General features: G+C 66.8%; 20 protein-coding genes. 13 read left to right on the top strand and 7 right to left on the bottom strand.

Annotation, left to right across the window (positions count from 1 at the left end):
• Window positions 1-88 precede the first annotated feature (88 nt).
• The 4 genes from ACT53M_RS10415 to ribA all read left to right on the top strand — a co-directional run bounded on the left by ACT53M_RS10415 (window position 89) and on the right by ribA (window position 5212).
• Window positions 89-2440, top strand: coding sequence for an FtsK/SpoIIIE family DNA translocase (locus ACT53M_RS10415; RefSeq protein WP_476233175.1), 2352 nt, complete (start codon window positions 89-91; stop codon window positions 2438-2440).
• A 133-nt stretch (window positions 2441-2573) separates the two neighbouring features.
• A complete protein-coding gene (locus ACT53M_RS10410; protein WP_476233250.1) occupies window positions 2574-3137 on the top strand; it encodes a LolA family protein in 564 nt (187 codons plus the stop codon).
• Between the two features lie 237 nt (window positions 3138-3374).
• Window positions 3375-4157 carry an exodeoxyribonuclease III gene (locus ACT53M_RS10405; RefSeq protein ID WP_476229286.1) on the top strand — a complete coding sequence of 261 codons (783 nt, stop codon included), beginning with the start codon at window positions 3375-3377 and terminating at the stop codon, window positions 4155-4157.
• The gene (gene ribA, locus ACT53M_RS10400; protein ID WP_476233173.1) at window positions 4157-5212 is read left to right on the top strand and encodes a GTP cyclohydrolase II; all 1056 of its coding nucleotides are present in this window, start codon (window positions 4157-4159) and stop codon (window positions 5210-5212) included. The genes ACT53M_RS10405 and ribA overlap by 1 nt, the downstream gene beginning before the upstream one ends.
• A 31-nt stretch (window positions 5213-5243) precedes the next feature.
• On the opposite strand, the gene ACT53M_RS10395 is transcribed toward ribA, so the two are convergent.
• Window positions 5244-5912: an HAD family hydrolase gene (locus ACT53M_RS10395; protein WP_476233172.1), complete on the bottom strand. Its 669-nt coding sequence runs from the start codon at window positions 5910-5912 to the stop codon at window positions 5244-5246.
• Window positions 5909-6577, bottom strand: a complete 669-nt coding sequence (locus tag ACT53M_RS10390) for a YggS family pyridoxal phosphate-dependent enzyme (RefSeq protein WP_476233170.1) — start codon at window positions 6575-6577, stop codon at window positions 5909-5911. Before ACT53M_RS10390 ends, ACT53M_RS10395 begins: the two co-directional genes overlap by 4 nt.
• A gap of 61 nt (window positions 6578-6638) precedes the next feature.
• Here ACT53M_RS10390 and ACT53M_RS10385 point away from each other — a divergent pair, with 61 nt between their 5' ends.
• Window positions 6639-7124, top strand: a complete 486-nt coding sequence (locus ACT53M_RS10385; RefSeq protein WP_476233169.1) for a thiamine phosphate synthase — start codon at window positions 6639-6641, stop codon at window positions 7122-7124.
• Here the strand turns inward: ACT53M_RS10385 and ACT53M_RS10380 are convergent.
• A complete protein-coding gene (locus tag ACT53M_RS10380; RefSeq protein WP_476233167.1) occupies window positions 7121-7852 on the bottom strand; it encodes a hypothetical protein in 732 nt (243 codons plus the stop codon). The two genes, ACT53M_RS10385 and ACT53M_RS10380, sit on opposite strands and share 4 nt — an antisense overlap.
• A 200-nt stretch (window positions 7853-8052) precedes the next feature.
• Between ACT53M_RS10380 and ACT53M_RS10375 the strand changes: the two genes are divergently transcribed.
• From ACT53M_RS10375 to ACT53M_RS10340, 8 genes are all read left to right on the top strand, one after another.
• Window positions 8053-8490 (top strand): DUF3576 domain-containing protein, encoded by a 438-nt coding sequence (locus tag ACT53M_RS10375; protein ID WP_476229294.1) that lies wholly within the window; start codon window positions 8053-8055, stop codon window positions 8488-8490.
• A gap of 13 nt (window positions 8491-8503) precedes the next feature.
• Complete coding sequence (gene leuS / locus ACT53M_RS10370) at window positions 8504-11050, top strand: leucine--tRNA ligase (protein WP_476233166.1); 2547 nt, start codon at window positions 8504-8506, stop codon at window positions 11048-11050.
• Complete coding sequence (lptE, locus tag ACT53M_RS10365) at window positions 11047-11562, top strand: LPS assembly lipoprotein LptE (protein ID WP_476233164.1); 516 nt, start codon at window positions 11047-11049, stop codon at window positions 11560-11562. Before leuS ends, lptE begins: the two co-directional genes overlap by 4 nt.
• A complete protein-coding gene (gene holA / locus ACT53M_RS10360) occupies window positions 11559-12581 on the top strand; it encodes a DNA polymerase III subunit delta (protein WP_476233162.1) in 1023 nt (340 codons plus the stop codon). Before lptE ends, holA begins: the two co-directional genes overlap by 4 nt.
• 114 nt (window positions 12582-12695) lie before the next feature.
• On the top strand, window positions 12696-13625 hold the full coding sequence (locus ACT53M_RS10355) for a DUF2167 domain-containing protein (RefSeq protein WP_476233161.1): 930 nt from the start codon (window positions 12696-12698) through the stop codon (window positions 13623-13625).
• A complete protein-coding gene (locus tag ACT53M_RS10350; RefSeq protein WP_476233159.1) occupies window positions 13625-14344 on the top strand; it encodes a site-2 protease family protein in 720 nt (239 codons plus the stop codon). Before ACT53M_RS10355 ends, ACT53M_RS10350 begins: the two co-directional genes overlap by 1 nt.
• Window positions 14345-14370: 26 nt before the next feature.
• Window positions 14371-14853: a hypothetical protein gene (locus ACT53M_RS10345; protein ID WP_476233158.1), complete on the top strand. Its 483-nt coding sequence runs from the start codon at window positions 14371-14373 to the stop codon at window positions 14851-14853.
• Window positions 14854-14986: 133 nt separating this feature from the next.
• Window positions 14987-16246, top strand: coding sequence for a dicarboxylate/amino acid:cation symporter (locus tag ACT53M_RS10340; protein ID WP_476233157.1), 1260 nt, complete (start codon window positions 14987-14989; stop codon window positions 16244-16246).
• Here the strand turns inward: ACT53M_RS10340 and ACT53M_RS10335 are convergent.
• Genes ACT53M_RS10335 through mnmG form a run of 4 tightly spaced genes read right to left on the bottom strand, consistent with a single transcriptional unit; the run spans window position 16227 to window position 20363 of the window.
• Window positions 16227-17129 carry a ParB/RepB/Spo0J family partition protein gene (locus ACT53M_RS10335; protein ID WP_476233156.1) on the bottom strand — a complete coding sequence of 301 codons (903 nt, stop codon included), beginning with the start codon at window positions 17127-17129 and terminating at the stop codon, window positions 16227-16229. The two genes, ACT53M_RS10340 and ACT53M_RS10335, sit on opposite strands and share 20 nt — an antisense overlap.
• Complete coding sequence (locus ACT53M_RS10330; protein WP_476233154.1) at window positions 17126-17908, bottom strand: ParA family protein; 783 nt, start codon at window positions 17906-17908, stop codon at window positions 17126-17128. The genes ACT53M_RS10335 and ACT53M_RS10330 overlap by 4 nt, the downstream gene beginning before the upstream one ends.
• Complete coding sequence (gene rsmG / locus ACT53M_RS10325; protein ID WP_476233153.1) at window positions 17905-18528, bottom strand: 16S rRNA (guanine(527)-N(7))-methyltransferase RsmG; 624 nt, start codon at window positions 18526-18528, stop codon at window positions 17905-17907. The genes ACT53M_RS10330 and rsmG overlap by 4 nt, the downstream gene beginning before the upstream one ends.
• The gene (gene mnmG, locus ACT53M_RS10320; RefSeq protein WP_476233151.1) at window positions 18525-20363 is read right to left on the bottom strand and encodes a tRNA uridine-5-carboxymethylaminomethyl(34) synthesis enzyme MnmG; all 1839 of its coding nucleotides are present in this window, start codon (window positions 20361-20363) and stop codon (window positions 18525-18527) included. Before mnmG ends, rsmG begins: the two co-directional genes overlap by 4 nt.
• Between the last annotated feature and the right edge of the window lie 4 nt (window positions 20364-20367).

The raw sequence follows: 20367 nt of genomic DNA, 5'->3' as shown, positions 1-20367 counted from the left end.
CGAGGTACAAACGCGGTACGCCTTGACGCCGGAGTCCCGAAGGGCGATGATTCCGCCGGTTTTTCCGGACATATTTGGAGGCTGGACGATGGCGTCCCGCGCACAGGCGCCGCATTGGCGCGACACGATGAAAGCGGGCGCCCGCCGCAGCGGCGCGCTGATCACCGGCACGCTCCTGCTGCTGGCGACGCTGGCGCTGTTCCTGGCGCTGGCCAGCTATCATTCGGAAGACCCCGCGTTGAACACGGCGGCCGCGGGGCCTGCGCGCAACCTGCTGGGCAGCCCGGGCGCCTGGATCGCCGACCTGCTCTATTCGGCGCTCGGCCTGCCGATCCTGCTGTTGCTGCCGGTGGGCGCGATCGTCGGCCTCCGGCTATGGGCCGGCGAATCGATCCGGGGCTGGCGCCGGATGCTGGGCAGCGCCGCGATTGCCGCGCTGCTCGTCGCCATCGGCCTGGGGCTGCTTCATTTCGACTGGTCGCTGCCGATCGCCTGGCGCCTGCCAGGCGGCATGGGCGGCCTCGCCGGGCTGGCGATTGCGGGCGGCGTCGACTGGCTGGTCGCGCTGGCGGGCAGCCCGGACATTTCCTTCTGGGCAGGGCGCGGCGCCGGACTGGTGCTGGCGCTGGGCGGCCTCTGGCTCTGGTGGCACCGGCTGGAACTGCGCGTGCCGGCCGCCCTGCTTCGGCTGCCGCCGCTGCTCAGCGGCCCCGGTCGTACCCCTTTGCTGGCCGGCCCGCGCCCGCGCCTGGCGGATACGGTGCCGTTCGATACCGAGGGCGACGCCGATGCGCCCCAGCCGGTCCGCGAACCGCGCCGGCAGGTGGTGCCGGACAATCGCCCGGGTCCGGTCATCGCCGACCGCAGCACGGCCCCCTCGCCCGCACCGCGCAAGCCGCCGGTGCAGACCTCGCTCGACTTCAAGGACAGCTACCAGCTGCCACCGCTCGACCTGTTGAAGGCCCCGCCGGCGAACAAGGGCAACGCCATCGACAAGGCCGCGCTGGAGCGCAATGCGCGGCTGCTCGAAAGCGTGCTCGACGATTTCCACGTTCGTGGCGAAATTGTCGAGGTGCGCCCCGGCCCGGTGGTGACGATGTACGAGCTGGAACCTGCCAGCGGCATCAAGGCCAGCCGCGTGATCCAGCTCGCCGACGACATCGCCCGCAACATGAGCGCGATTTCGGCGCGCGTCGCCACCATTCCGGGTCGTACCGTGATCGGCATCGAGCTGCCGAACGTCACCCGCGAGGGCGTCAACCTGCACGAGCTGATCGGCAGCCAGCAGTTCGAGGAACAGGGCGCCACCCTGCCCCTGGTGCTCGGCAAGAACATCGCCGGCGAGCCGGTGATCGCCGATCTGGCGCCGATGCCGCATCTTCTCGTCGCCGGTACGACCGGTTCGGGTAAATCAGTCGGGCTCAACTGCATGATCCTGTCGCTGCTCTACCGGCTGACGCCCGAGCAGTGCCGGCTGATCATGATCGATCCGAAGATGCTGGAACTCAGCATGTACAAGGACATCCCCCATCTGCTGGCCGATGTGGTCACCGATCCGCCCAAGGCGGTGCGCGCGCTCAAATGGGCGGTCGAGCAGATGGAGGACCGCTATCGCATGATGGCGTCCATCAACGTGCGCAGCCTTGCCAGCTTCAACGACAAGGTTCGCGCCGCCAAGGCCAAGGGCCAGTCGCTCGGCCGCAAGGTGCAGGTCGGCTATGACCCGGAAACCGGCAAGCCGATCTATGAGGAGGAAACGCTCGACCTGCAGCCGCTGCCGCTGATCGTCGTCATCGTCGACGAGCTGGCCGACCTGATGATGACGGCGGGCAAGGAAGTCGAATTCCTGATCCAGCGGCTGGCACAAAAGGCACGCGCGGCCGGCATCCACCTGATCATGGCGACGCAGCGCCCCTCGGTCGACGTCATCACCGGCGTGATCAAGGCGAACCTGCCGACGCGAATCAGCTTCCACGTCACCTCGAAGATCGATTCGCGCACCATTCTGGGCGAGCAGGGCGCCGAGCAGCTGCTGGGCAAGGGCGACATGCTCTATATGTCGGGCGGCAAGGGCATCACCCGCGTCCACGGCCCGTTCGTGAGCGACGACGAAGTGCAAGCGATCGCCGATTTCTGGCGCTCGCAGGGCGCGCCCGACTATATCTCCGCCGTCACCGAAGAGCCCGAGGATGGCGGCTTCAGGCTCGACGGCGAGCCCGACGGGGAGGACAGCCCCGAGGAACAGACCTATCGTCGCGCGCTTCAGCTGGTGGCGGAAAGCCAGAAAGCGTCGACCTCGTGGCTGCAACGCCAGCTGCGCGTCGGCTATAACTCGGCCGCCCGCCTGATCGAGCGGATGGAGCGTGAAGGGCTGGTGTCGAAACCCGACCATGTCGGCCGCCGCGAAGTGCTGATGGATACCGACGGGCGGCCGCTCTAGGGGGATCGAAACGCCCGAAACGGGGTTCACGGCGCATTCAAGCCGTCCCCGCTAGCCCTGCTTCGACCAATCGGAGAATTGATACGTGTTTTCGCGCCCCCTGGCCCTCTCGCTTCTCGCTGCTCCCTTGGTGATGGCGGCGGCGCCCGCCGGCGAACTCGGCACGGTGCAGCAACATCTGAAGGCGGTGACGACGATGACCGCCGATTTCACCCAGGAAGACCGCAATGGGCGGGTGGTGGCCGGCACGATGACGCTGAAGCGGCCGGGCAAGATTCGCTTCCAGTATGAACAGGGTGTGCCGCAGCTGATCGTCGCCGATGGCCGCAGCCTCTATTTCATCGATTATCAGGTGCGGCAGGTGCAGCGCTGGCCGATCGGCAATTCGCCGCTGGGCGTGCTGCTCGACCCGAACCGCGACATCGGCGCCTTCGCCACGCTGAAGCCCACGGCCGACCCGCGCGTGCTTTCGGTGGAGGTACACGACCCCAAACACCCCGAATATGGCCGGATTACCCTGGTGTTCCAGAAGGACGCCGCAGCCCCCGCCGGCCTGCGCCTGCAAGGCTGGGTGGCGCTCGATTCGCAGAACAACCGGACGACCATCCGCCTGTCGAACCAGCGCTATAACGGTGCCGTGTCCGACGGCACGTTCCGCTGGAACGACCCGCGCCAGCAGGGACCGCGGGGACACTGAGCCGAAATTGTCGCTCGTTCATCCGCGCGACAGGTTCAATCGCTTATCCAACATTGGCGGTTGTGGGGATCGCCCGGGATTTTTCCCCCTGTTGCCCGGGATTGCTCCACATCCTGCCTGCGTGACGAACGCCAGGTCGGCCCTCGCTCCATTGCCCCCGGAGCGGGGGCCTTTCCTTTTGGCACGGCCACGCATGATATACTGGTACTTCGCCGCGAAATTGCTACATCGGCGCGCGTGAAGATCGCCTCCTGGAACATCAACTCCGTCCGCTTCCGCATCGGCATCGTCGAGCAATTCCTGCGTGAGGAATCGCCCGACATATTGTGCCTGCAAGAAACCAAGGTCATCGACGGCGACTTCCCCGATGCGTCGTTCCGCGCACTGGGATATAACCACATCATCAAGCACGGCCAGCGGATGCACCATGGCGTCGCGATCCTTTCGCGCGTGCCGGTGAGCGAGGACGACCGGCTCGACTGGCAGGCGAATCAGGAAGCCCGGCATGTCGGCGTTCGGCTGCCGAACGGTGTGCGGCTGGAAAATGTCTATGTCCCTGCCGGCGGGGATGTGCCCGACCGGGAGGTGAACCCGAAATTCGGCCAGAAGCTCGATTTCGTCGAGCGCATGACCCAATGGTCGGCCCAGCTCGACGTGCCGACGATTCTGACCGGCGATTTCAACATCGCCCCGCTCGAGTGCGATGTGTGGAGCCACAAGCAGTTGCTCGATGTCGTCAGCCATACGCCGATCGAAGTCGAAGCGCTGGGGCGCCTCCAGGCTGCGCATGGCTGGGTCGATCTCGGTCGCCGCTTCGTGCCCGCGCCGGAGCGCTGCTTCACCTGGTGGAGCTATCGCGCCAAGGACTGGGCCGCGTCCGATCGCGGCCGGCGGCTCGATCATATGTGGGCCAGCCCGGCGGTTGCCGAACAGGCCACCGCACACAAGGTGTGCGAGCCGTGCCGGTCGTGGCTCAAGCCCTCGGACCATGTGCCGATCGTGACGGAGTTCGACTTTTAATGGGCGCCCGCGCCGCCGCCGAAGCCGTGGATGCGCTGCGCCGGGGCTGGCCGATCGCCCTCCGCGGCGCGAGCGGCACGCTGCGCCTGCTGGCGATCGAGACCGGCGATGCCGAGCGGCTGGCGGCATTCGATCCTGCCTGCACCGCGCCGGTCCTGCTATCGGCCGGCCGCGCGGTGACGCTCAAGCTCGCCAATCAGCGCGATGCCGCCACGCCGGATGCGCCGGTGCTGGTCGAGCGCGCGCCCTGGCTCGATTTCGATACCGCGACCGCGCTCGCCGACCCGCAATTCGATCTTGCCACGCCGCTCAAGGGCCCTTTCCGCGCGGTTCCGGTCACGCAACCGGATGCGGCGGAGGCAGCGCTGCGGCTGGCGCGCATTGCCGGTCTGCTGCCGGCCTTCTTCGTGCTCGAAGGCGATAGCGACGACGCGATCACGCTCGCCGACATCGACGCGCATGAGGATGCCGACCGGCTGCGCATCGTCGGCCGCGCACGGCTACCGGTCGAAGCGGCCGAGGATGCCGAAATCGTCGCCTTCCGCACCGACGAGATGCCGGGCGAACATATCGCGCTGCTGATCGGCCAGCCGAACGGGCAACCGCCGCTGGTCCGGCTGCACAGCGAATGCCTGACCGGCGACATGCTGGGCAGCCTCAAATGCGATTGCGGGCCGCAGCTCAAGGCAGCGATCGCGGAGATTTCCAAGAGCGGCTGGGGCATCCTGCTGTACCTGCGCCAGGAAGGGCGCGGCATCGGCCTGATCAACAAGCTGCGCGCCTATGCGCTGCAGGATCAGGGCTTCGATACCGTCGACGCCAACACCCGACTCGGCTTCGCAGTCGACGCGCGCAATTTCCGGGTAGCGGCGCGGATGCTGACCCTGCTCGGCCAGCCGCGCATCCTGCTGCTCACCAATAACCCGCAAAAGGTGGAGACGCTGCGGTCTGCAGGAGTCGACGTACTGGAGCGCGTGCCGCACGTGCTGCCGGCGAACCCGCACAACGCGCGGTATCTGGCGACCAAGCGCGATCGGACGGGGCACGAATTCTAGTCGCAGTGCTCCTGCGAAGGCAGGGGCACGATCACGCGATCAGCCGGGCAACCTCGTCGAAATCATGGGCGATGTGCTGCACCCCCAGCGTCCGCAGTCGCTCGCCATGGTCGGCGGCGCAGTGCAGGCCTGCGCACAGGCCGATCACCGTCGCGCCCGAGGCTACCGCACCCGTCACGCCCACCGGCGAATCCTCCAGGATCACGCACCGCTCGATCGGCACGCCCAGCGCTGCGGCGGCGTGGAGGTAGAGGTCCGGCGCCGGCTTGCCGCGCGTCACATGTTCGCGGCCGCTGAATATCTTGTCGCCGAACAAGTCGCGCACGCCGAGATGGCGGAGATGCGTGTCGATCCAGTGCGTCTTGCTCGAGGAGGCGACTGCGCGGGGCAGATCGGCGGGCAGGTTCTCCAGAAAGCGGATTGCCCCCGCCACCGCCGGCAATCCCTCGTCCAGCGCCCGCGCATCTTCCTCCGCGCGCGCGGTGTGGAAATCGTCGGGCAGCGTACGGCCGATCCAGCGCTCGATCGCGGCGAGGAAATCGGCGCCCGCCAGCCCCATGAAATGCGCCATCGAATGTTCGGGCGTGGTCGGGTGGCCGATGCTGGTCAGATAGTCGGCAACCTGCTTGTTGCCGGCATATTCGCTCTCCAGCAGCACCCCGTCGAAATCGAAGATGATCGCGTCGAACCGGACCTTCATCCGCGCGCTCCGAACAGTGCGGTGCCGACGCGGACATGGGTGGCGCCCAGCATCACCGCCGTCTCGTAATCACCCGACATGCCCATGCTGAGTCCCGCCAGCCCATGGTCGCGCGCCAGCTTGGCGAGCAGCGCGAAATAGGGCGCAGGCTCCAGATCGGCGGGCGGCACGCACATCAGGCCCGCGATCGGCAAAGCGGCCGCCCGTGCCTCGGCGAGCAGCCCCGGCAGTTCGGCAACCGGACAGCCGCCCTTTTGCGGCTCATCGCCGATATTGACCTGCACGAAACAGTCGGGGCGCCGCCCGGCCTTGTCCATCGCGCGGGCGAGCGCGGTGACCAGCGAGAGCCGGTCGACCGAATGGATCGCGTCGAACAGCGCGACCGCTTCTTCGGCCTTGTTCGATTGCAACTGGCCGACCAGATGCAGCGCGATTCCAGAAGTCGTCTCGCGCAACTCCGGCCATTTCGCCTGCGCTTCCTGCACGCGATTTTCGCCGAACACGCGCTGGCCCGCGTCGATAAGTGGCCGGATCGTCGCGGCATCGTGCATCTTGGATACGGCGATCAGCGTCACATCGGCCGGTTTGCGGTCGGCAAGCTTGGCGGCGCGGCCGATTGCGGTGGTCACCGCGTCAAGCCGCTGGCGGGCATCGTCTGGGAGCATGGCGCGCGCTATAGGAGGCGCCATGCCGCGCCGCCACCCCCCTTTGCCCCGACAATGGCTGATGACCGACGAGCGGCTGGGCGACGCGCTTTGGACCGCGCTGGAGCGCTTACCGCGGGGAAGCGGCGTGATCTTCCGCCATTATACGCTTCCACCCGCCGAAAGACGGGCACTGTTCGCGGCAGTGGCACGCGTGGCGCGGCGGCGGCAGCTGCTTTTGCTGCGCGCCGGCACCGAACCGTTGGGCCGCGGGGAGCAAGGTGTGCACGGCCGGCGCGGGCGCGGGCGCGTTACCTTCCCCGCCCATTCGCGGCGCGAGGCGATTGCCGGGATTCGCGCCGGCGCACACGCGCTGTTCGTCTCGCCCGTCTTTGCCACGCACTCGCATCCCGGCGCCCCGGCGCTGGGACGGGTACGATTCGGCCTGCTGATTCGCGGATTGGCGATACCGGTGATCGCGCTGGGCGGTATGGATGCGCGCCGCGCCGCCTCGCTGACAGGCTTCGGCATGCATGGCTGGGCGGCAATCGACGCCTGGGCCGGTTAGAAGCGGAAGGCGGTACCCACGTAGATCGCCTGGCTGTCGCGGCGCGTGTCGGTCATCTGCGGCAGGCGATCGCGCTCGCTCTTGTAGCGCACGCCCGCCGTCACATCGAGGTTGCGCGACAGGGCATAGGAGCCGTTCAGATCGAACGAGTAGCTGGGCTTGTCGCCGATCAGCACCGGCGTACCGGCGAGCGGGCGATCGTTGCTGAACTGGATCTGGCCGGTCAGGCGCTTGCCACGATAGCTCACGCCGACTTCGCTGTGGTCGCGGCTGCCCGGCTGGTTGACCAGGTCGACATGCGTCACGTCACCCGAAACAGCAAAGCGCTTCCAGCCGACCGAAACGCCCAGATTATAGGCGATGGGCGCCAGATTGACCGTCGGCGAAGCGGCACCCGGCAGGTGCACGGCATTCTGCGCCACTCGCGTCGAACGTGCGCGCACCGCCACCGTTACCGAACGATTGCCCACCACCCGCGAATCGGCGGGGGTGAAGCGGAAGCCCGTATCGGCAAGGCCGCTGCGTGCAAGCACCGCCGCCAGCTTGGGATCGGCCGCAGCCGGGGTGAAGGTGGTCGCGGCACGGATGCCGAGCAACACCGGACGAACGGCCGCCTTAGCATTGCGGTCTCGTTCCTGGGCCTGGATCGCAGGCGCGACGATGAGGCCGGCGACGCACAGCGCCCCCAATCCCAATCCCGTCATCCAGCGTCCAAACCGCATTTGCATACCTCTCTACATTGGGGCGCCTACCACGAATCGAAAGCGACGTTCCACTGGTGAGAGAAATTTCCCGCGACTGTTGCACGCGATACACAGATTCGGGTGCTGGGTGCGGTGCCTCGTTGCTGCTTCGCGCCTTGCTCCCGCCACATCCCGGCCTATAGATGCAATCCGCTAATCCTTTGCCCGGTAGGAAATTGACGTCAATGAACCGCCTGTTGCGCATCGCGATCCTGGGGTCGCTCGCTGTTTCGGTCACGGCCTGTGGCCATCACAAGGGGCGTCCGCAGGCCGACCTGGCAGCCTCCAAGGTCACGACCATCGGCGTCAACGCCTATCTGTGGCGCGCCAGCCTCGACACGCTGAGCTTCATGCCGCTGCTCCAAACGGATTCGAACGGCGGCGTGATCGTGACCGACTGGTATGTGAACCCGAACGTCCAGACCGAGCGGATGAAGGTCACCGTCACCGTGCTCGACCAGGATCTGCGCGCCGATGCGCTGCGCGTCGCGGCGCTGCGCGAAGTGAACCGCAACGGCGCCTGGGTTGCCGCCCCGGTCCAGGCCGCGACGGTCCAGAAGCTGGAAGACATCATCCTGACGCGAGCCCGCGACCTGCGCCGCGCCGCCATCGCGACCAAGTAATCCGGAACCCGGAATGGCGTCTCGCTTCAATCCTTTGAAGGCGGACGCGGCGTGGCAGAAGGCGTGGGAGGAAAACCGCACCTTCGCCGCCCGCGACGATTCGCCCAAGCCGAAGTCCTATGTGCTCGAGATGTTCCCCTATCCTTCGGGGCGCATCCATATGGGCCATGTCCGCAACTATACGATGGGCGACGTGCTCGCGCGCTTCCGCCGGATGAAGGGCATGGAAGTGCTGCATCCGATGGGCTGGGACGCCTTCGGCATGCCGGCCGAAAATGCCGCGATGGAAAAGAAGGTCCATCCAGGTAGCTGGACCCGCCAGAACATCGCGACGATGAAGGCGCAGCTCAAGCGCCTCGGTTTCGCGCTAGACTGGACGCGCGAGATCGCCACCTGCGAGCCCGACTATTACGGCCAGGAACAGGCGCTGTTCCTCGACCTCTACGAAGCCGGGCTGGTCTATCGCAAGGAAAGCGCAGTCAACTGGGACCCGGTCGACATGACCGTGCTCGCCAATGAGCAGGTGATCGACGGGCGCGGCTGGCGCTCGGGCGCGCTGGTCGAGCGGCGCAAGCTCAACCAGTGGTTCCTCAAAATCACCGATTTCGCCGACGACCTGCTCGAAGGGCTGAAGGGCCTCGAGCATTGGCCGGACAAGGTGAAGCTGATGCAGGAAAACTGGATCGGCAAATCGGAAGGCCTGCAGTTCACGTGGGCGTTGTCCAACGGCGAAGGGCTGACCGTCTACACCACGCGGCCGGACACGATCTTCGGCGCGAGCTTCGTCGCGATCGCGGCGGACCATCCGGTCGCGCAGCAGCTCGCTGCGGGCAATCCCGAAGTGCAGGCGTTCATCGAACGCTGCAAGCAGGGCGGCACCACTGCGGCCGAACTGGAGACGCAGGAGAAGCTGGGCTGGAACACCGGCCTCACCGCGCAGCATCCCTTTGATTCTGCTTGGCAAGTTCCGGTCTACATCGCGAACTTCGTACTGATGGATTATGGCACCGGCGCCGTGTTCGGCGTGCCGGCGCATGACCAGCGCGACTTCGAATTCGCGCGCAAATATCAGCTACCGATCCGCCGCGTCGTTTCCGAAGGCGACAAGACCGCGCCGGAGTTCGATGGTACCGAGGCCTATACCGGCCCCGGCACGCTGGTGAACTCGCACTTCCTCGACGGCCTCGATGTGGCCGATGCCAAGCGCGAAGTGATTCGCCGTGCCGAGGAAGGCGGCTGGGGCACCGGCAGCACCGTGTGGCGCTTGCGCGACTGGGGCGTCAGCCGCCAGCGTTACTGGGGCACCCCGATCCCGATCATCCATTGCGACGATTGCGGCCCGGTCGGCGTGCCGAAGGACCAGTTGCCGGTCACGCTGCCCGAAGATGTGACGTTCGACATCCCCGGCAATCCGCTCGTTCGCCATCCCACCTGGAAGCATGTCGACTGCCCGAAATGCGGCAAGCCCGCCCGGCGCGAGACGGACACGCTCGACACCTTCGTCGATTCGAGCTGGTATTTCCTGCGCTTCGCCAGCCAGCCGAGCGACAAGCCGTTCGACAAGGCCGTGGCCGAGCAATGGCTGCCGGTCGGCCAGTATATCGGCGGGGTCGAGCATGCGATCCTGCACCTGCTCTATGCGCGCTTCTTCACCCGCGCGCTGCGCCATATCGGCCGCATCGACGTGGCCGAGCCCTTCGCCGGGCTGTTCACGCAAGGGATGGTCACGCACGCCAGCTACTATCAGCTGGAGGAGCATGACGGGCTGGAGCGGAAGGTCTATTTCGAGCCTGCCCAGGTGTCGTTCCGCGCCGACGGATCGGCCTATCTGACCGACAGCGGTGCCGAGGTGATCGTCGGCCGCGTCGAGAAGATGTCGAAGTCGAAGAAGAACACCGTCGACCCGACCGAGATCGTCGACCAGTACGGCGCGGACGCGACCCGCTGGTTCGTGCTGTCCGACAGCCCGCCCGAGCGCGACCTGGAATGGAGCGAAAGCGGCATCGAAGGCGCGTGGCGCTTCGTCAACCGCCTGTGGCGCCTGTTCGACGCGCTGGAGACGGCAGAGGGCGAGGACTCTGGGGGCGAGGACAAGGATCTCGACCGCAAGCTCCACCGCACCATCGCCGGCGTGGCGGAGGACATCGAGGCGCTGACCTTCAACAAGGCCGTCGCCAAGCTTTACGAGCTGACTGCGGCCATCGAGAAGGCTACGCCCTCCGCCTCGCGCACCGCGGCGATCCGCATGCTGGTCCGCATCGTCGCGCCGATGGTGCCGCATATCGCGGAGGAAGCCTGGGCGGCCATGGGCGAAACCGGCATGATCGCTGATGCCGCATGGCCCGAGGTCGATCCAGCGCTGCTGGTCGATGACGAAGTGACGATCGCCGTGCAGGTCAATGGCAAGCTGCGCGACACGCTGGTGATGCCGAAGGGCGCTGCCAAGGATGTTGTAGAAGCCGCCGCACTCGCATCCGACAAGATCGTTCGCGCGTTGGAAGGCAAGACGCCGCGCAAGATCATCGTGGTACCCGATCGGCTGGTGAACCTCGTCGCATGAAAATCGCCCCTGCCCTGCTCGCGCTCACCGCGCTCACCGCGTTCGCCCTGTCCGGTTGCGGTCTGCGGCCGCTCTATGGCGGGGGCAGCGCAGGTGCGGTGCAATCGACGCTCGCCGCCGTCGAAGTCGCGCCGATTCAGGGGCAGACCGGCTGGCTGCTCGCCAATGCGCTGAAGGACAGGCTCGACAATCGCGACGCTTCTGCGCGCTATCGCCTCGAAGTGAAGCTGGAAGACAAGATCGCCGGCCTCGGCGTGCGCAGCGACGACTCCGTGTCGCGCGAGCGGGTGACGCTGCGGGCGCGCTACCAGTTGCTCGATTTGAGCAACGGACAGGTGCTGCTCGACGCCACCGCCGGTTCGGATGCCGGCCTTGACGTGGTGGGGTCGGAATATGCGACGATCGCCGCCGAGCGCAGCGCGCTCGAACGGCTGTCCGGCATTGTCGCCGATCAGATCGTCGCGCGCGTCGCCCGCTATGTTCGCGCCAAGGCGCCTGCCGCCAAGCCATGAAGGCCAATGCCGGCCAGATCCGTGCCGCAGTAGAAGCACCCAAGCCCGATATTCGCCTCTATCTGCTGCACGGTCCCGATGAAGCCGGCGCCGCCGATCTTGCCGCCCGGCTGGGCAAGGCGCTCGGCCCCGATGTCGAGCGGGTCGACATCGACATGAAGGCGCTGCGCGATCAGCCTGGCCTGCTGGCGGACGAGGCCGCCTCGCTCTCGCTGTTCGGCGGGGCGCGCTATATTCGCGTGCAGGGCATTGAGGAGGGTGCCGCCGAGGCAGTCACGCTGCTGCTCGCCGCCGAGCGCGCGGGCAATCCGGTGGTGGCAATCGGACCGGGCCTCAAGACCACGGGCAAGCTGGTCAAGGCGGCGATCGCCGCGCCCAATGCCATTGCCTTTGCTTGTTATGTGCCCGAGGGCGCTGGCGCGGCCCAGCTTGCCAGCACCATCGCGCGCGAACACGGCCTGCGCCTCACGGGCGACGTGCCGCATCGGCTCGCGGCAGCGGCTGCCGGCGACCGCGCGATTCTGACCCGCGAGATCGAGAAGCTCGCGCTGTTCCTCGATGCCGCGCCCGACGCACCGCGCGATGCCGACAGCGTGGCGCTCGACGCGATCGGCGCCGATCTGGGCGACGGCGAGCTGTTCGGCGCGATCGAGGCCGTGCTCGACGGTCGCGTCAGCGAAGTGGGCAAAGAGCTCGCGCGGCTGGCCGAAGGCGGCGGATCGGCGATTCCGCTGCTCCGCCAGCTCGTCCGCAGGCTGATGACGCTCGCCGATCTGCGCGCCGATATGGACGGCGGCGCCAGCGTCGACGATGTGCTGGAGAAGCACCGCGTATTCTTCAAGGAACGCCCCGCCACCGGCCGCGCGCTGCGCCGCTGGTCCGCCCCCCAGATCGCCCGCGCCATCGAACGGGTGCGCGCGGCGGAACGGGCGATGATGCATTCCGGCAGCGTGGGCGAACTGCTCGCCGAAGCCGAATGCGTCGCCATCGCCCGCGCCGCAGCCCGGGCAAAGGGATAAGGAAAAAACCCGGTCTCGGCGACCGGCGACTGGGCGGTTGCGTCGGCGATGCGAGGGCCCTAGCGTGCGATCAGCGCTCCGTTGGGGGAACGGAGCCGGAGGGGGAATTCCGGCGTGCGTCGCTCAGCCTTGCCTTTCGCGGTGATCGTTGCCGCCACTGCTGTTGTTTCACCTGTCCGGGCCGACGCGCCGCCCGCACCTGCCGCGAAGAGCGAAAGCGACGTCGCATGGGAAGCGGCAAAAGCCGCAGCGACGATCGGCCCAGCCAAGATAAAGCTGCTGGACCAGGCGACCCTGGATATCGGCCCCGGTGACGTCTTCATTCCTGCCAAGGAAGCGAACGGGGTCATGCGCGCAATCGGCAACAGCGAGACGCCCGCGCGCTATGGGCTGATCGTCAGCCGCGAAAAGGACGCGAACTGGCTGGTCGACCTGCTATGGGTGAAGGAAGGCTATGTCCGCGACGGTGATGCCAAGGATTGGCAGCCGGACGCATTGCTCGACAGCCTTAAACAGAACACCGAAGCCGACAATACCAATCGCCTCGCCCGCGGCATACCGGCGCTGGATGTAGCCGGATGGGTGCAACAACCCAGCTATGACGCGGGCACGCACCGGTTGGTCTGGTCACTAGCGCTACGCGAACGCGGAACCCCGGCAAACGCGCCGCAGACCATCAATTACAACACCTATGCACTGGGTCGGGACGGCTATTTCAGCCTCGACCTGATCACCGATGACAAGGCGATCGCCGCCGACAAGGCAGTTGCCGGTCGGCTGCTAGGCACGCTTAATTATGTCCCCGGCAAGCGCTATCAGGACTTCGACAGCAGCACGGACAAGGTCGCTGCCTATGGCCTCGCCGCGCTGGTCGGCGTGGTCGCGGTGAAGAAGCTCGGCTTGCTCGCTTTGGCCGGAGCCTTCCTCCTCAAGGCGTGGAAGCTGGGGCTGCTCGCTGTGGCCGGTATCGTCGCCCTGGTGCGGCGCTTCTTCGGCCGCGGCAAGGCAAGCGAGCACGAAATCGAAAGCGAAGGCGAAGCCTGATGGGTGGCGCGCTGGCGCTGATTTTCGGTGCGCTCAAGTTCGGAAAGGTGGGCGGGACGGCGCTCACCATGCTCGTGTCGCTTGCCGCCTACGCGATGCTGTTCGGCTGGCGCTATGCGGCCGGCTTTGTCGGCCTGCTGTTCGTGCACGAAATGGGTCATTTCCTTGCCGCCCGCCAGCGCGGCCTGCCGGTAAGCGCCCCAACCTTCATTCCGTTCGTCGGCGCCTGGGTGGAACTCAAGGACCAGCCGATGGACGTCGAGACCGAAGCCTATGTGGCGGCGGCCGGTCCCTTGGTAGGTACGGCAGGTGCCCTGGCAGTCTATGTCTGGGGACGGGAAACCGAAAGCCAGTTGCTGCTCGCAATTGCCTATAGCGGATTTTTCCTTAACTTTTTCAATCTCATACCACTTCCGCCGCTGGACGGGGGACGCATCACGGCGATCCTGTCGCCCCGCATCTGGTTCGTCGGCGTGCCGCTGATGCTGGCGCTCATGCTGTATCGGCCGAGTCCGTTGCTGTTCGTGATTGCGATTCTGGCCCTGCCGGCGCTCAAACAGGCTTGGCACTATGATCCCGCCGCGCCGGAGAATCAGGCCTATTATGCCGTGCCCACGCAGATGAAGCTCGAATATGGGCTGTTCTATCTCGGGCTCGCAGCCATTCTCGCCCTGATGACCGACGGCACGCACCAGATGATTCAATCGGCAGGCGGTTGAATATAGTTTTAGATGAGGGGGATAGAGTGACGGACACACCAATCGAACCGGCAGTCGCCGTGGAAATGTCGGCTGACGAGGCGATCCGCGCGTTGCGTTCGCAGCAGCACTTCGCCCTCGCCGTCCCCGCAGGACTGGCAGCGGCTATCGTTGGCGCGGCGATCTGGGCGCTGTTCACGTATCTGACGGGTATGGCATTGGGGCTGATTGCCATCGTGATCGGTGCGCTGGTCGGCTATGCCGTTCGCAAGGCGGGTCGCGGTGTGGATCCGAAGTTCGGCGTGCTGGGTGCGCTGTGTTCTGCCCTCGGGTGGGCATTGGGCACCGTGCTGTGCGATGTCGCCTTCCTCGCCAAGGCTGCCGATCGCCCCTTCTTCGAAGTACTTACTGCGCTGGGAAGCAGCGAGACGATCGCGCTGGCGATCCGCGCAGCAGATGCAATGGACCTTCTGTTCCTCGCCATCGCCGTGTGGGAAGGCTGGAAGCTCTCGCGCGTGCAGTCGCTCTAGGCCGGGCGGCCACCACCGCCGCTTGCCAAGCCTTCCGGGCTTTGCTTCAGTGTTCGTGCAACTATCGTTGCGGGTGCCTGTTTGCAGTGCGTTTTCGCCGCTTGCTTGCCTGAAACATCGATAGGGTCGCCGCATGAACAAGACCGGGCTGCTTCTTGCCGCGCTGGGTAGCGGGTTGGTGCTGGGGTTGCTCGCCAACACCCAGGCCGGGGCGTTTCTCGGCGGCTGGATCGACGCTGTCCAACCGCTCGGCCGGTTGTGGGTGCGCGGGCTGACGATGACGCTGGTGCCGCTGGTCTTCTCACTCGTCGTCACCGGCGTCTGCAATGCCGTGCGCCACGGCGAGGGTGGACGGCTGATCGGCCTGAGCTTCGCGGTGTTCGCGCCGATGCTGGCGCTGGGTGTGCTCGCCGCAATCACCGCCGTCGAGCTGGTCCTGTGGCTTTTCCCGCTGGGGCCGCACCCGCTTGCGGGCCTGGTCGATATCGATTCGACGCCCGCCGCGCCCGTGCTCCCGAAAACCGGGGAAATTTTGCTGGCGTTCCTCCCCGAAAATCCCGTTGCCGCCGCCGCGAGCGGGCAGATGCTGCCGCTAGTGCTGTTCGGGATGTTGCTTGGCGCCGCGCTCGCCAAATTGCCGCCGCAAGCCGATGGCCGCCCGGGGATGCTGCGCGCGCTGTTCGCCGATCTCGCCCATGCGATGACGCAGATCGTCGAATGGGTGCTGCTGGCGGCGCCGATCGGCGTGTTCGTGCTCGCGCTAAATGTCGCGAAAGGCGCCGGCGCGAGCGTCGCGGGGGTCTTGGCCCGCTATGTCGCGGCACAGGCAGTTTCGTGCCTGCTGATCGTCACGCTCTGCTACATCCTGGTCGTGGTGCTGCGCGCAATGCCGCCGGGCCGGTTTGCGCGTGGCATTCTGCCCGCCCAGGCCACCGCCGCCGGCACCTGCTCGTCGCTCGCCACTGCGCCGGTGACAATGGAATGCGCGATCGCCCGGCTGGGCCTGCCCGAGGAAGTGAGCGGCGCCACCCTGCCGCTCGCCGTCACCAGCTTTCGCATGGCGACGGCGGCAGGTGCGGCGCTCGGCGCATTCCTGGCGGCGCATGCGGCGGAAGTACATGCCCCGCTTTCGCACTGGGTTATGGCGGCAGTCAGCGCGTTCCTGGCTGGCATCGCCATGCCGGGCCTACCCGCCGCCGCAATCATCTATGCGACGACCGCGCCGGGCATGCAGGTGCTTGGCGCGCCGGTTGCGCTGATTCCGCTGTTCATCGCGGTGATCGCCATTCCGGACGTGCTGGTCACCGTCGCCAATGTGACCGCACACTTGACATCGGCAACGCTGGTCGCCCGCTTCGTCGAACGCCCCCGGTTCAGATTCGCTCGCCGGTGAGCCGCTGGCAGACCATGTCGAGCTGATCGAGCGTCGAATAGCCGATCGTGATCGTCCCGCCCTTGCCGCCATGGGCGATCCGGACATTGAGGCCCAGCACATCGCCCAGATGGCGTTCGAGTGCGGCAAGATCGGCGTCGCGGCCATAATCGTGCGTGCCGCCCTCGGCCTTGCGCTTCGCCGCGGGCTTGGCCGAGCGCGCAAGCTTTTCGGTGTCGCGCACCGAAAGGCCCCGCGCCACCACTTCACGGGCGAGCTTCTCCGGATCGGGCGCGCCGATCAAGGCGCGGGCATGGCCCATTTCGATCGAGCGCTCGACCACCAGCTGCCGCACGCCTTCGGGCAGGTCGAGCAGACGCAGCAGATTCGCGACATGGCTGCGCGACTTGTTGACGATCCGCCCCAGCGCTTCCTGGGTATGGCCGAACTCGCGGATCAGCCGGGCATAGCCCTCGGCCTCTTCGATCGCGTTCAGGTCCTGGCGCTGGATATTCTCGATCAGCGCGATTTCGAGCGTTTCGGCGTCGGTCAGCTCGCGGACGATCACCGGCACTTCATGCAACCGTGCCCGCTGCGCCGCGCGCCAGCGCCGCTCACCGGCGACAATCTGGAAGCTGTGGCCATGCGGGCGTACGAAGATCGGCTGGATCACGCCGCGCATGCGGATCGATTCGGCCAGATCCTCGAGCGCCGCTTCGTCGAAATGGCGGCGCGGCTGCTGCGGATCGGGCACCAGCGAACTGACCGGCAGCATCCGCACACCCGTCCCGCTATTGGGTGCGCCCGAAACCGGCTCTTCGGGCAGGCTGTCGCCCAGCAGGGCGGAAAGGCCCCGGCCAAGGCCGGGACGGGGCTTGCGAGCGGCGGCGCTTGGTTCGTTCATGCGGCTTTCTTGAGCTTGGGCAGGCGGTCAATCACTTCGCGGGCGAGCGCGATATAGGCTTCGGAGCCGGCGCACTTATGGTCATAGATCAGGGCCGGCACGCCGTGGCTCGGCGCTTCGGACAGGCGGACGTTGCGCGGTATCACCGTGTCGAACACCACCCGGCCCAGCACGGCGCGGACATCGTCCGACACCTGATCGGTCAGGCGGTTGCGGCGATCATACATGGTCAGCGCCACGCCCAGAATCGACAGGCCCGGGTTGAAGCGGCTGCGAATCCGCTCGACCGTGTTGAGCAACTGGCTGAGCCCTTCTAGCGCGAAGAATTCGCACTGCAGCGGCACCAGCAGCGCGTGCGCGGCAACCATCGCGTTGATCGTCAGCAGCCCCAGCGAGGGCGGGCAATCGACCAGCAGTACGTCCCAGCGCTCCGCACGATGGCGCGCCACTGCGGCATCGAGCCGATGGGTGCGCGCCTCGAACTCAATGAGTTCAATCTCGGCGCCCGACAGATCCTGCGTCGCGGGGACGATGTCGAGGCCCGGCACCTTGGTCGGCACCGCGACGTCCTCAAGATTCGCATCGCTGAGCAGCAGGTCATAGGTCGATAGTTCGCGATTGGCGCGCGGAATGCCGAGTCCGGTCGAGGCATTGCCCTGCGGATCGAGATCGACGAGCAGCACGTGCTTGCCTGTCGCGGCAAGGGCAGTTCCGACATTGATGGCGGTGGTCGTCTTGCCGACGCCACCCTTCTGATTGGCGATCGCGATGGTGATCATCTGGCGCCTATCTGTTTTGCGACCACGATGCCCGAATCCGGCTGCGTGATACTGGGTTCCACGTGAAACGCACCTTGCCATTTCGCGCGTACGGCATCTACCTCCGATTGCGCGCTTCGCCCCTTTGGCAGCAACCAAAGTGTGGATTTATCGGTGGCATGTTGCGTCGCAGCCAGCAAGTGCGACAGCTCCGCAACCGCACGGGCGCTGACCACGGCGACGGGCGATTCCGGGCGAAAGGATTCGACCTTGCTGCCCACCACCGTCACACGATCGGCAATTCCCAGCGCTTCCGCCGCCTCGCGCAGGAAGGTCACACGCTTGGCACGCGGCTCGACCAGAATGATCGGCCGCTCGGTCAGCAGTGCGACGATGATGCCGGGAAGCCCCGCACCGCTGCCGACATCGAGCCAGACCCCTGCCCTCGCCTCCGCCGCCAGTGGCACGAGCTGCGCCGAGTCGACCAGGTGCCGCGTCCAGAGCGTGTCCAGCGTCGAACGGGCAATCAGGTTCTGGCGCTCCGACTCCGCGACCAGAATCGCGCCGAAGCCCTCCAGCGCCGTTTCACGTGAAACACCGAAGCGGTCGCGGACCCAGATTCGTGCTTCTTCTTCGGTCATGCCGCCGATCTCCGCGCATGGAGCAGGATCGCCGACAGCGCCGCCGGGGTGATGCCGCGTATCCGTGATGCCGCCCCCAATGTCGCCGGCGCCGCCGCTGTCAGCTTCTCGACCATCTCGTTCGACAGACCCGGAATCGCGGCATAGTCCATATCGGCCCGGAGCCGCACCGCGTCATTGGCCTTAAGCTGCGCGACCTCGGCCTCCTGCCGTTCCAGATAGGGGGCATAGCGCGCGTCTTCGACATATTCGTCGAGCAGATCCGCTGCACATTCGGGGAGCGGTGCGTCGACGACATGGGCGATCGACACGCCGGGGAAGCGCAGCCAGTCGCGGGCCGAACGACGGGCGCCATCCTGCGCCACCGGCGCACCCCGCCCCGCCAGCTGATGCGCCGTCAGCTCGGCCGCAAAGGCGGAATCGAGTGCCGCCCGCTCGCCTTCGCGGCGCCGCAACCGCACCAGCCGTGCCTCGCCCAGCAGGCCCAGCACTTCGCCCACCGGCCCCAGCCGCGTTTCCGCATTATCGGCCCGCAGCCGCAGCCGGAACTCGGCGCGGGCCGTGAGCATGCGATAAGGCTCCGTCACGCCCTGCAGCACCAGATCATCGATCATCACGCCCAGATAGCTGGTCGCCCGATCGAGGATCAGCGGCTCGCTCCCCAGCGCATGCGCGGCGGCATTGGCACCGGCGGCCAAGCCCTGCCCCGCCGCTTCTTCGTAACCAGTCGTGCCGTTGATCTGGCCGGCACAGAACACGCCCTTGATCTGCGGAAGCGCCAACCGCGCATCGAGCGCGCGCGGGTCGATATAATCATATTCGACCGCATAACCCGGCACCGTGATCTGCGCCGATTCCAGCCCGGGAATCGATGCGATCATCGCCGTCTGCACATCCACCGGCAACGAGGTCGACAGGCCATTGGGGTAGATCCAGTGATGATCCAGTCCCTCTGGCTCCAGGAAAATCTGGTGTCCGTCGCGGTCGCCGAAACGGTGGACCTTGTCTTCGATCGACGGGCAATAACGCGGGCCCTGCGCCTCGATGGCACCGGTGAACAAAGGTGAGCGATCGAGGCCGCCGCGGATCGCATCATGCGTCGCCTGCGTCGTCCGGGTAACGGCACAATGGAGCTGGGGCAGCGCGCGCGCGCTGCTCATCGCCGACATCGTCCAGGGTTCGGCATCGGAGCATTGCTCCTCCGTCCGCGCCCAGTCGATAGTCCGCCCGTCGAGCCGCGGCGGCGTGCCCGTCTTGAGCCGCCCCATCGGCAGCGCCAGTTCACGAAGCTGCGCCGCCAGCCGCAGCGCCGAGTCTTCGCCAACCCGGCCACCTTCGAATCGCTCTTCGCCGCGGAACAGCCGCCCGCCCAGAAAGGTGCCGGTCGCGAGCACCACCGCGGGCGCCGCAAGCTTCGTGCCGTCGCGCAATTGCATACCCGCAACCGTACCGCCGGCGAGCAGTAGCGCCTCGGCTTCCCCCGCCACCAGCGTCAGCCCCGGCTGCGCGTGGAGCATCGCCTGGATCGCCGCCGCATAGCGGACGCGATCCGCCTGGACGCGCGGCCCCTGGACGGCGGTGCCCTTGGAGCGGTTGAGCATGCGGTAATGGATACCGGCGGCGTCGGCGGCCTGCGCCATCAGTCCGTCGAGCGCATCGACCTCGCGCACCAGATGGCCCTTGCCCAGCCCGCCGATCGCCGGGTTGCACGACATGGCGCCGAGCTTGGTGAGATCGAAGCTGAGCAGCGCCGTGCGGGCGCCGCGGCGGGCGGCTGCCGCCGCCGCCTCGGTGCCGGCATGGCCACCGCCGATCACGATCACGTCGAATTGCATGGTG

It is taken from the genome of Sphingomonas sp. DMC6 (genome assembly GCF_056314225.1).
This window is presented reverse-complemented; position numbering and strand designations above follow the sequence as displayed.